This is a genomic window from Pedobacter glucosidilyticus DSM 23534 (genome assembly GCF_000425145.1).
Lineage (GTDB): Bacteria > Bacteroidota > Bacteroidia > Sphingobacteriales > Sphingobacteriaceae > Pseudopedobacter > Pseudopedobacter glucosidilyticus.
On record NZ_AULF01000049.1, the window covers coordinates 1 to 11,980 of the forward strand.

The 11,980-nt window shown below is 35.0% G+C and carries 13 protein-coding genes; 8 read left to right on the forward strand and 5 right to left on the reverse strand.

From position 1 onward, the window contains the following. The 4 genes from H510_RS0112400 to H510_RS0112415 all read left to right on the forward strand — a co-directional run. The coding region (locus tag H510_RS0112400) for a GDP-mannose 4,6-dehydratase (protein ID WP_026904619.1) at positions 1 to 556 on the forward strand (556 nt) is incomplete at its 5' end. Continuing rightward, on the forward strand, positions 557 to 1,585 hold the full coding sequence (gene galE / locus H510_RS0112405) for a UDP-glucose 4-epimerase GalE (protein WP_026904620.1): 1,029 nt from the start codon (positions 557 to 559) through the stop codon (positions 1,583 to 1,585). Positions 1,586 to 1,665: 80 nt separating this feature from the next. Next, positions 1,666 to 2,721, forward strand: coding sequence for a dTDP-glucose 4,6-dehydratase (gene rfbB, locus H510_RS0112410; protein WP_026904621.1), 1,056 nt, complete (start codon positions 1,666 to 1,668; stop codon positions 2,719 to 2,721). Then, positions 2,721 to 3,458: a tyrosine-protein phosphatase gene (locus H510_RS0112415; protein WP_026904622.1), complete on the forward strand. Its 738-nt coding sequence runs from the start codon at positions 2,721 to 2,723 to the stop codon at positions 3,456 to 3,458. Before rfbB ends, H510_RS0112415 begins: the two co-directional genes overlap by 1 nt. 128 nt (positions 3,459 to 3,586) lie before the next feature. Here H510_RS0112415 and H510_RS0112420 read toward each other — a convergent pair whose 3' ends face one another. From H510_RS0112420 to H510_RS0112445, 5 genes are all read right to left on the reverse strand, one after another. After that, positions 3,587 to 4,816, reverse strand: coding sequence for an ABC transporter permease (locus H510_RS0112420; protein WP_026904623.1), 1,230 nt, complete (start codon positions 4,814 to 4,816; stop codon positions 3,587 to 3,589). Between the two features lie 139 nt (positions 4,817 to 4,955). Further along, positions 4,956 to 6,008 (reverse strand): hypothetical protein, encoded by a 1,053-nt coding sequence (locus tag H510_RS0112430; RefSeq protein WP_036692783.1) that lies wholly within the window; start codon positions 6,006 to 6,008, stop codon positions 4,956 to 4,958. A gap of 61 nt (positions 6,009 to 6,069) precedes the next feature. Further along, positions 6,070 to 6,963: a class I SAM-dependent methyltransferase gene (locus H510_RS0112435; RefSeq protein ID WP_026904625.1), complete on the reverse strand. Its 894-nt coding sequence runs from the start codon at positions 6,961 to 6,963 to the stop codon at positions 6,070 to 6,072. Between the two features lie 5 nt (positions 6,964 to 6,968). Next, positions 6,969 to 7,718, reverse strand: a complete 750-nt coding sequence (locus tag H510_RS0112440) for an ABC transporter ATP-binding protein (RefSeq protein WP_026904626.1) — start codon at positions 7,716 to 7,718, stop codon at positions 6,969 to 6,971. Further along, complete coding sequence (locus H510_RS0112445; protein ID WP_026904627.1) at positions 7,715 to 8,449, reverse strand: MlaE family ABC transporter permease; 735 nt, start codon at positions 8,447 to 8,449, stop codon at positions 7,715 to 7,717. Before H510_RS0112445 ends, H510_RS0112440 begins: the two co-directional genes overlap by 4 nt. An 83-nt stretch (positions 8,450 to 8,532) precedes the next feature. On the opposite strand from H510_RS0112445, the gene H510_RS0112450 reads away from it, so the two are divergent. From H510_RS0112450 to H510_RS20415, 4 genes are all read left to right on the forward strand, one after another. Next, positions 8,533 to 9,234, forward strand: a complete 702-nt coding sequence (locus H510_RS0112450) for an SDR family NAD(P)-dependent oxidoreductase (RefSeq protein ID WP_026904628.1) — start codon at positions 8,533 to 8,535, stop codon at positions 9,232 to 9,234. 39 nt (positions 9,235 to 9,273) lie between these two features. Further along, positions 9,274 to 9,804, forward strand: a complete 531-nt coding sequence (locus tag H510_RS0112455; RefSeq protein WP_081659277.1) for a PspC domain-containing protein — start codon at positions 9,274 to 9,276, stop codon at positions 9,802 to 9,804. A 2-nt stretch (positions 9,805 to 9,806) separates the two neighbouring features. Then, entirely contained in the window at positions 9,807 to 10,736 is a 930-nt protein-coding gene (locus H510_RS0112460) for a LiaF transmembrane domain-containing protein (RefSeq protein ID WP_026904630.1), read from the forward strand. 982 nt (positions 10,737 to 11,718) lie between these two features. After that, positions 11,719 to 11,980 (forward strand): ISAon1 family transposase N-terminal region protein (locus tag H510_RS20415; RefSeq protein ID WP_026904631.1); only part of this gene is annotated, 262 nt, incomplete at its 3' end.

Here is an 11,980-nt window from a genome sequence, read left to right on the forward strand (position 1 = left end):
CGTTTACGATGAAGCTAAGCGTTTTCAAGAAGCAATGACGATGGCTTACCACACTTTCCATGGCGTAGAAACCAGAATTGTAAGAATATTTAATACTTATGGTCCAAGAATGCGTTTAAATGATGGTAGAGTATTGCCAGCATTTATAGGACAAGCTTTAAGAGGAGAAGATTTAACTGTTTTTGGTGATGGTACACAAACTCGTTCATTTTGTTATGTAGATGATTTGGTAGAAGGTATTTACAGATTGTTGATGTCTGATTACGCTCATCCAGTAAACATCGGAAACCCAGATGAAATTACGATTGGTCAGTTTGCAGAAGAAATTATTAAGCTAACAGGCACACAACAAAAGGTAATTTATAAACCTTTGCCACAAGATGATCCTAAGCAACGTCGCCCCGATATAACCAAGGCTAAAGAACTGTTAAAATGGGAGCCTAAAGTAAACAGGGCAGAAGGTTTAAAAATAACTTACGAATATTTTAAATCGCTATCAAAAGAGGCTTTAGAAAAAATAGACCACAAAGATTTTACTACTTTCAATAAAAAATAAATGGCAAATAAAATTCTTGTAACCGGTGGTACCGGATTTATAGGCTCGCACACCGTAGTAGAATTGCATCATGCAGGTTATACTCCGGTTATTGTAGACAACCTTTCTAATTCATCTATCAAAATATTAGACCAATTAGAAAAAATCATCGGTTATAAACCAGAGTTTCATGAGTTTGATTTATGTGATGAAGCTAAAACTAAAGCTTTCTTAGCAGAAAATCCAGATATCAAAGGTATCATACACTTTGCAGCCTATAAAGCTGTTGGAGAATCTGTACAAAAGCCTTTAGATTATTATAAAAATAACTTTGTTTCGCTGATTAATTTGCTTGATGCTTATAAAGGGAAACCTATCAATTTTGTTTTTTCATCTAGCTGTACAGTTTACGGTCAGCCTGATGTTTTACCTGTTACAGAGGCAGCGCCTGTTAAAAAAGCAGAATCTCCTTATGGAAATACCAAGCAGGTAGCAGAAGAAATTTTAAAAGATACAGCATCAGTAAATAAAAATTATAATATTGTTGCGTTAAGATATTTTAATCCGGTTGGGGCGCATGAATCGGCACTTATTGGAGAGTTGCCTATTGGTGTCCCTCAAAATTTAGTTCCTTTTATCACACAATCTGCAATAGGAAAAAGAGGTAAAATAACCGTTTTTGGTAATGATTACAATACCGTTGATGGTAGCTGTATAAGAGATTACATCCATGTAGTAGATTTAGCAAAGGCACATGTTGCTGCTATTGAAAGAATGGAGTCTGGTAAATCTGCTGATAATTACGAGGTTTATAATATTGGTACAGGTAAAGGAACATCGGTACTAGAAATTATCCATGCTTTTGAGAAATCAACAGGAGAAAAATTAGATTATCAAATAGGTCCAAGAAGAGAAGGCGATGTAGAACAAGTTTATGGCGATGTTACAAAATCTACTCAAGAACTTGGCTGGAAAGCAGCTTTAGGTATTGAAGAAATGATGAAATCTGCTTGGGAATGGGAGAAATATATTAAGAATAATCCGTTTTAAAATAGTTTGTTAGTTATTAGTATTTAGGTTGTTAGAAAAGCATCCTAACCAGCTAACAACTAACAACTAACAACTAAAAAATGAAAAAAATATTAATAACAGGTGGAGCTGGTTTTATAGGCTCACATGTGGTAAGGCGTTTTGTAAATACTTATCCAAACTATCAAATTGTTAATCTAGATAAATTAACTTATGCTGGTAATTTAGAAAATTTGAGAGACGTTGAACAAGCGCCTAATTACAAATTTGTAAAGGGAGATATTGTTGATGCTGAGTTTATCAATAAGCTATTTACTAATGAAAATTTTGATGCTGTTATCCATTTAGCGGCAGAATCTCATGTTGATAGGTCTATTGCTAACCCGATAGAGTTTGTAATGACTAATGTGGTTGGTACCGTAAACTTATTAAATGCTGCTAGAAATAGTTGGAAAGGCGATTATGACAAAAAACGTTTTTATCATGTTTCTACAGATGAAGTTTATGGAACTTTAGGCGAAGGCACAGAAATGTTTACAGAGCAAACTGCTTATGACCCACATTCACCATATTCTGCTTCTAAAGCAAGTTCAGACCATTTTGTAAGAGCTTATCATGATACTTATGGTATGGATTGTGTAATCTCTAACTGCTCAAACAATTATGGTTCTTTCCATTTTCCAGAGAAACTAATTCCGCTTTCTATCAATAACATCAAAAACAATAAACCTATTCCAATTTATGGTAAAGGCGAAAATATCAGAGATTGGTTATGGGTAGAAGACCATGCCAGAGCTATTGATGTAATTTTCCATAAAGCCAAAACAGGTTCTACTTACAATATTGGTGGACATAATGAATGGACAAATATTGATTTAATCAGAACCTTGTGTAAAGTGATGGATAAGAAACTAAGCAGACCAGAAGGTACATCAGCACAACTGATTACATTTGTTACCGATAGAGCCGGACATGATTTACGTTATGCGATAGATGCTACAAAACTAAAGAATGATTTAGGCTGGGAGCCAAGCTTGCAGTTTGAGGAAGGTTTAGAAAAAACTGTTGATTGGTATTTGGCTAATGAAGAGTGGTTAAATAATGTAACTTCGGGTAACTATCAGCATTACTATGAAGATCAATATCAAAACCGTTAATGTTTCCGTTTTTTAAAAAGAAGAAAGAAGCAAAATATAATTTTAATCGTATTCAGGTGGATATGCACTCGCATATCCTACCTGGTATAGATGATGGTGCGCCAACAGTAAAAGAATCTATCATGTTGGTTAGAAGGTTGATGGATTTGGGTTTTACCAAATTAATAGCAACGCCACATATCATGGCAGATTATTATAGAAATACGCCTGATACCATCTTTAAAGCTCTTGATGAACTAAAAGAAGAGCTAGAAAAGGAAAATATCCAAATAGCTGTTGAAGCTGCTGCTGAATACTATCTTGACGAAACTTTTGAAAGGAAACTAGATGCCGGAAATTTACTCACCCTAGGAGATAATTACCTTTTATTTGAACTTTCGTACATCAATTACCCAAATAACCTTAAAGATGTTATTCAAAAAATGAATGATAAAGGTTATAAACCCATTCTAGCGCATCCAGAGCGTTATCCTTATCTTTATGGCTCTTTAGAAAGCTATCAACAAGTAAAAGAATACGGTTGCTATTTTCAGTTAAATACCATTTCATTAAGCAACCATTATGGCAAGCAAGCCCAAAAGGTCGCAGAAAATTTAGTTGAAAATATGATGATTGATTTTTTAGGCTCTGATATGCACCATTTAAGACATGCAGATTCTCTTCAAAAATCTCTTTTTACACCAACTGTAGAACAATTACTTTCTGATTATTCTTTACAAAATGAGTTGTTGAAATAGTTATCGGTTGTAGGTTGCCAGTTATTGGTTGTTAGTTGGTTAGTTTTTAGATATAGTTTATGCTATTAGTAGAGTCACTATATAAGCAAGTCCCTCTCTTTCGGAGAGGGATTTAGGGTGAGGCTCTTTTATTCGTACCTCAATGCCTCTACAGGGTCTAGCTTTGCAGCTTTAGAAGCTGGGATAAAACCAGAGACTAGTCCCGTTCCTACGCAAGCAGAAAGACCGAGTAGTATCCAAGCCCAAGGAATAAGAAAGGAAGCTCCCATGGCAATGGCTAATAAATTACCCATGATGATGCCTAGGAAAATACCAAACATTCCGCCCATCATACAAATTACAATGGCCTCGTATAAAAATTGTTTTCTAATAACTTGTGGTGTGGCTCCAATAGCTTTTCTGATACCTATTTCTCTGGTTCTTTCCGTTACAGAAACCATCATGATATTCATTAATGCAATTGCAGCACCTATTAGGGTAATTAAACCTATGGCTACACCAGCAATCTGCACTATTTTAAGATTTTCAATCAGTGTTTCTGCAATAGCATCACTTTTAGTGATTTCGAAATTATTGTCGTTTTGTGTTTCTAGGCCTCTTATTCTTCTCATCAAAGCCGTAGCTTCGCCAATCATATAATCCATTTTGGTAGGGTCGTTAGCCATTACAGAAATGGTATAAGTAGGGTTGGGGTTACTCATAATTTGCCTGCCTTTTATAATGGGCACCACACAAACTTTATCGCCACCAAAGCCAACACTTGAACCTTTAGGTTCAAAAACCCCAATTATTTTAAATTTATTACTTCCTATGGTAATGATTTTATCAACTGCAGAGCCTTGTTTAAGAAACTTCTGCTTTATCTCATCACCAATAATCACAACGCTAGCACCAAATTCTGTTTCGTTAGCAGAGAAATTTCTTCCTTCTGCTATTTTGTATCCTCCAGTAAAAACGTAAGACTCATCAGCGCCAAGCACAGATATATTGGGGTTTGTTTTTTCATTACCATACTTTGCTGTAGCGGCAAAAGAAGCAAAAGTATTAACAGAAACTGTAGCAGGTAAATTAAAATCATTTTTAAAAGCCATAGCCTCGCGATAGGTAATCACTGGCCAAATTTTTCTAGCACCATTACCACCAATTCTTATGCCTGTACCTCTGTTTCTTATGGTGAAGGAGTTTGCGCCCATACTGGCAAAAGTGTTGTTAAGAGAGCCTTTAATAGCATCTATAGAAGTTAAAATACCAACCAAAGCCATCAAACCTATAGCAATAATAAGTGCGGTAAGAAATGTTCGTAATTTATTGCTCTTAATAGATTGTAAAGCAACTTTTATATTCTCTCTCGTATTCATTTTTGATGGGAGCTATAGATACGAAGATAAGACAACTTAAATAGATTTTTGTTACAGTAGGTAAAGTGAATTTAAATGGTGATTTATTAGTGATAAAAAAAGCCGCCTTTTTTTGTGAGGCAGCTTTTAGAAGTATTTTTTATTGATATTGAATATAAATAGGTTTAGGAGAAAGCTTTAATAACTCTTCCGGAGTCATTAACCTATTTGGTGCTTTCTTTAAATCGTTTTTATAAAATAATTTAAAACCTGTGAATTGTACGGGTTGTTCTCTTATCCAATGGCGGTAAGTGCCTTTTTTAAGTTCAGGCTCGCCCCATCCATCCATGTGCATAACTATTTGAACTTCTGGTCTTAATTTAATGTTTTTATAGTTGGTTACCATTCCTTTGGTGAAACGATGTACAACCAACATTTTAGCAGGTAGGTTATGCTCTTTAACAAGTTTAGCTAAGTAGTTAGTACAATAGTTAATATCTTCTGCATCATACGTTCCAATCTTAGTGCCAGGTCTGTGTCCTGTTTTCATTGAAAACTCTGGGTCTATTCCTAAATGAACATGCGGTAATTTTAAGTATTTCTCTAGCAAAGGAAGTTCTTGCTGAATGGTACTTAAAGATACTTGTATATCAAGAAAAACAATACCATCATGCATTTTAGCAATTTTTAAAGCAGAATCTATTTGCTTATCAGGCATTCTAAAACGGTATTTTCCATCTTTACCACCATCGCCTTGGGCAACTACGGCAATATAATGTATACCAGCTTGTACGGGCGTTGTAGGGTCTGCCTTTTCCCATCTTTTAACTTCAGCATTTAATCTTCTCCACATTTCTTTAGGCGCATACTCGCCTAAAGCTCCCATTTTTTTGGAGTATAGGTTGCCGTAATAAACTACCACCCTTTTAAACGGTAAAATGGCTCCTGGCGAAGGTACCGGTTGGTTTTTAACTGGCCATAAACCTGTGGTATCTCCGTTTGCCAAGGCTTTATGTAAGGCGAAATATTTGGCAGAGTCTATAGGTTGGTATGGGTTAGCCACTTTTTCTTCTGTAACCGTATTTGTTTTAGAAGAATCAGCTGTAGATGTTGAGTTTTTATCAGTTTTGCTGTTTGCGCCATCACAAGAGGCTAAAACAGAAACCAAACCTAAGGAAAAAATGCTTGTTAAAAGTGTGTTTTTAGATAACATGGGTTAAATTTTCTTGAAAATAGGTATATGTATTGGATGTTTAAAAAAAAGATATTCACAATTAAACAGAACGGAATTTGCCAAATACGCCAAGCGGTAAATTAATACCTGAGCTTGCTTCTAAATACAATTCACCAATCTCTAAATTTTTAACTTGCGGATAAGCACCTGTAATTAGATTTTCTACTATGATAGAAGAAAAACCAAGCGAATAGGTGTTCAAAATAAGGAAATGCTCCTGTGGGTCAAGTAGTTTAACAACATCAGTCATCATTTCTCTAATTTGGTCTTCTAGCTTCCATTTTTCGCCTTTTGGCCCATGGCCATAAGCCGGAGGGTCTAAAATAATACCGTTATAAGTTTTACCTCTTTTAATCTCTCTTTGAACAAATTTCAAGGCATCCTCAACCACCCATCTAATATCTTTTAAATTCGAAATTTCTTGGTTTTCATTAGCCCAGGTAACTACCTGTTTTATTGAGTCAACATGGGTAGTATCTGCGCCAGCAGCTTTAGCAATTAAAGAAGCTCCGCCGGTATAGGCAAATAAGTTTAATACTTTTGGACTTTTGGTTTTAAACTTTTTAATGGTTGATGAGATATAATCCCAATTTACAGCCTGCTCTGGAAAAATACCTACATGTTTAAATGAGGTTAAAGCCAATCTAAATTTGATTTCAACATCAGGGTTTTTATAGGTAATATGCCAGCGGTCAGATACATTTCCAGATTTTCTTACCCACTCGCCACTGGTGGCAGACCGGCCTTTAAATTTTATATGATGCCTTTTTTGCCATTCAGTATCGCTTAAACCTTTTGCCCATACAGCTTGTGGCTCTGGTCTAATGAGGATTAAATCTCCAAACCGTTCTAGTTTTTCAAAATCGCCACAATCAATCAATTCGTAGTCTTTCCAGTAAGTAGGGGTAAGTACTTGTATAGCAGGTTTGGGCATTATATTTATTTTTTGAGTAAAGTTTCCATCAATTTTGTAGCAAATACAAAATCATTTAATTCTTGGTTATTGGTAGAAGTTATTTCTTCTTTAGAGCCTTCCCACCATTTTTGACCTTGATGTAAAAATAGGATGTATTCTCCAATTCCCATGACAGAGTTCATATCATGTGTTACAATAATGGTGGTAATATCATATTCTTCGGTAATTTCTTTAATCAGCTCATCTATTAAAATAGAAGTTTTAGGGTCTAGGCCCGAGTTTGGTTCATCGCAAAATAAATATTTGGGGTTCATGGCAATAGCTCTTGCTATACCAACCCTTTTCATCATTCCACCTGAAAGTTCTGATGGATACAATTTATTTTTACCTGCCAGATTTACTCTCTCTAAAACAAAATTTACACGCTCTAATTTTTCTTTTTTAGGTTGTTCTGTAAACATGTTTAGCGGGAACATGATATTTTCTTCAACCGTCATAGAATCAAACAAAGCAGAACTTTGAAACAGCATACCAATTTCTTTTCTGATAGCAATACGCTCCTCAAAATTCATGGTTGTAAAGTTTCTATTATCATACTCAACAGTACCCTCCGTAGGTTCGTGTAAACCTACCATACATTTTAGTAAAGTAGTTTTACCAGAGCCAGATCCGCCAATAATTAAGCTGGTGGTACCAGGCTTAAACTCGGCATTAATACCTTTTAAAACTTGGTTGTCTCCAAAACTTTTATGAATATTTTCTGCTGTTATCATAGTAAAAGTTGTGCTATTATATAATCTGCAACTAAAATTGAAATACAAGAAATTACCACTGCTTTGGTACTAGATTGTCCAACTTCAAGTGCGCCTCCATCGGTATAAAAACCTTGGTAAGAAGAAACTGTGGTGATAATAAAAGCAAATATCACAGCTTTAACCATAGCCACGGTAACAGTGAAAGGAATAAAATCGGTAGTTAAGCCCTGTATATATTCTGCTGCAGTAACAGCACCAGAGGCTACACCGGCAAAATATCCGCCGGTAATACTTAAAAATATGGCAATAATTACCAATAAAGGAATCATTAAAACACCAGCTAATAATTTAGGTAATATCAAATATCCCGGAGCATTAATACCCATGATTTCTAAAGCATCAATTTGCTCGGTTACTCGCATAGTACCAATTTGCGATGCTATACTAGAACCTATTTTACCGGCCAATACCAAAGAACAAATGGTAGGACTTAGCTCTAATATGGTAGAATCTCTGGTAATAGAACCGATGATAGATTTCGGAATTAAATCACTAACCAACTGAAAAGCTGTTTGTACAGTAGTAACTGCTCCAATAAAAATAGAAATGATACTGATGATGCCTAAAGAGCCTAGTCCAATATCTACCATCTCTTTAAAAATCTCTCTTTTGTAAATAGAAGCTTTTTCAGGACGCCTGAAAACAGATTTCAGCAATAAAATGTATTTTCCGAAATGGTAAAATATCATAGAATTAATTTTTTGTAAAAATAAGCTTTTTTATCAATTGCAATTATTAATCCTAAATTGACATATTTAGCTAAAATTTCAAGATGAATATACTCATAACAGGCGCAACAAAAGGAATAGGCAAAGCTATAGCTATAAAAATGGCACAAGAAGGTTATCATTTAGCTTTATGTGCAAGAAATGAAACCGAATTATTATCCTTAAAAGAAGAGATACAGAAGCTTTATCCATCTGTAAAAGTATACACTCAGGCGGTTAATTGCAGTTTAAAAGCTGAAGTAAACGCTTTTGCATTGCAGTCTTTACAGTATTTTGGTTTTATTGATGTTTTAATCAATAATGTAGGCGTTTTTGAGCCTGCTGCCATTTTAGACGAAGCCGATGATTTACTAGAAAAGCACTTTTTAGTAAATGTAAATTGTGCTTATCTATTGTATAAAAAAATAGGTTTAAGCATGCGAAAAGCAAGAAAAGGTTATATTTTTAACATTTGTTCTGTAGCTAGTATCCATAATATTATAAATGCTGGCTCATATTGTGTAACAAAAGCGGCGATGCTTAGTCTTAACAATATCATGAGAGCAGAATTAATGGATGATCAAGTAAAAGTAACAGCAGTTTTACCTGGTTCAACATTAACAAGCTCTTGGGAGGGCACAACCGTAGCGGCAGATAAATTTATACAGCCAGAGGATGTTGCCCTGATGATTAACCAAACTTTAAACCTGAGTGCAGGGGCCAATATAGATCAATTGATAATTACCCCAACAGGCGGACAAGTTTAAGGAAGAAAAGAAGTGTTAGGATTGTAAAAAAACAAGATTATGTCTAAAAAATTAACAAGAAACATGAGCGACAAAATGGTTGCTGGTGTTGCCTCAGGATTAGCAGAGTACTTTCAGTTAGATGTTACCTGGGTAAGAATTGCATTTGCATTAGCAGTATTTTTTGGAGGCGGGGGCTTTTTAATTTATATCATTTTATGGATTGCTTTGCCAGAACAATATAGTACTATGTATAGTAGTTACACTAAAAATTATCAGCCACCTATGCCCGATGATTATAGGTCTTACAAAGCATCAAAAAAGAAAGAAAAAAACGCTAACATGAGTACAATTGGAGGGTTAATCCTCGTTGTTTTAGGCTCATATTTTTTAATGGATGAGTTTGATCTCATACCAGATTGGTTTAGCATTGGTAAATTATGGCCTTTAGTTTTTGTGGTATTGGGTATAACCATGCTGATGAAAGCAAAAAAAGAAAAGGAAATACCAACAGAAACTAAGGAAGAAGAGCCTGTAGAAGAAACACCAATAAGTGAAATAACTGAAGATAAAACCAACGAAAATATATAGTTATGAAAACAGATAGAATTTTTTGGGGAATCATATTGGTTTATATAGGTGGGATTATCCTGCTAGAGAATTTTAATATGATTGATTTTAGTTGGCGATATATTTGGCGCTTTTGGCCGCTGGTTTTAATAGTTACAGGTATCAATATCTTATTTGCTAAAAGGAAAACAGTTTTAGCAACAGTTTTGATAGCCAGTATAACCATCTTAAGTTTAGGATTTATAACCTATAAAGGTTTAAATAACGATACGCATACCGGAATTACATGGTCAAATGATGATGAAATTGAGGTAGATAAAGACGCTACTGAGTTAAATGCTTATACCGAAACTTACGACCCACGTTTTAAAATTGTTAAGCTTGAAGTTTCTGGAGGCGCAAGTTCTTTTGTGATTGATGAATACACAGATAACTTATTTGAGGCTAATATAAAAGGCGCTAAGGCTAGATATATTTTAAAGAAAACAGATCAGGATAGTACTGTAAATTTGGATTTTACAACCAATAACAATAAAGATTTCAACTTTAAAGATGAAGAATATAGTAAGATAAAACTGTTTTTAAATACAAACCCGCTTTGGGATATCAGTTTAAAAATGGGTGCTGGTAAAGCAACTTTTGATTTATCTGATTATAAAGTAAGAACTTTAGATTTAGAAGGTGGCGCAGCAAAATTTGATATTAAAATAGGTAGTTTACAAGATAGTGTAAGCCTTAGCGCAGAAACTGGTGTTGCAAAAGTGGTCATTAAAATTCCTGAAAACGCTGGATGCCTGATTGAAAATACCAGCGAACTTTCATCACGTAAGTTTGATGGTTTTAAAGAAAATGAAGTAGGCGATTACGAAACCTCAAACTTTAAAACCGCCAAACAAAAAATTTATATCAACTTTAAAGGCGGTTTAAGCGATTTTGAAGTGAGAAGATATTGATTAAGCTTAACATATAGAGTTAGAGTGAATTTCATTAAGCTATCTCTTTTAAAATATTCATCTGCAAGAGAAGCTTCATACCATGCAGTGACAAACGCTTTATCATCGCGAATGAAATGAAGCTATCTCTTCATGGAAGACTATCCCTTCATACAGGTTATAACAGAGACTGCTTCATTCTTCGCTTGACAAACTAGGCGAACATAATGAAGCTATCCCGATTACTTTATCATCGCGAACGTAGTGAAGCGATCTCATCATACAGGTTAAAAAAAAGAAGCTTCATTCTTCGCTTGACCAACTAGAGCAGTTAAACACTAAAAAAGGTCTGCAATTTTCAAGTAACCACCCAGCTCAGCGCTCTCTGCGCCCTCAGTGGTTAAAACATAGCGAACGTAGTGAAGCTACCTCATTACCCAAGGCTATCCCGATTACTTTATCATCGCGAACACAGTGAAGCGATCTCATCACGCAAGGCTCATTACGTACGACAAGAAAAGCTTCATTTTCCGCTTGACAAACTAGAGCGTTTAAACAAAAAAAAGTCTACAACTTACAAGTAACCACCCAGCCCCCAACAAACTAACACCTAACCATCTAACAAACTAACCACCCAACCAACTACCCCCCCCTAACACATACATCACACATATCAATCCGAAGGAACACCGAAGGAAGAAAACACCAAAAGCCATACTTTATCCCATTTCAGTAACAAGAGCAGTAGCAGTATCAAGAGCTGATAGGTTCTATTTTGTTCTATAAAGGTTGCATAAGGTTCTATTTGGTTCTTTTGAAAGGATAGCTATAGGATATTAATAATCAGCGTTTTAGGTTTATCATGTCCAAAGCGTTATACCGGTAGCAGCACAAAGACAGGTTTATTTTTTTTACTTAAAATTTTAACAACGTGGAAAAGTGGATCAATCGTAAAAGTTGGGGAGGTTTAAAGATTTGATTAATTTTGTATAAAATCAATATTTTGGATTCTACCTTACTATCATTAATCTTACCGGAAGGTCTTAGCGAATACTTTGAACTGGACAAAGTAGAGACTGTATCAGATTCTTATTACATCTATCTTCAAGAAAGGAATATACAACCCAAAGAGTTCACCTCTGAAAAGTTAATTTCTAAGGGTTTTTTCGATGAGATTTCTGTCAGAGACTTTCCCTTACGCGGAAAACCTTGTTTTTTAAAGCTTAAAAGGCGGAAATGGATGATTGTAGAGACGGGAGAAATCG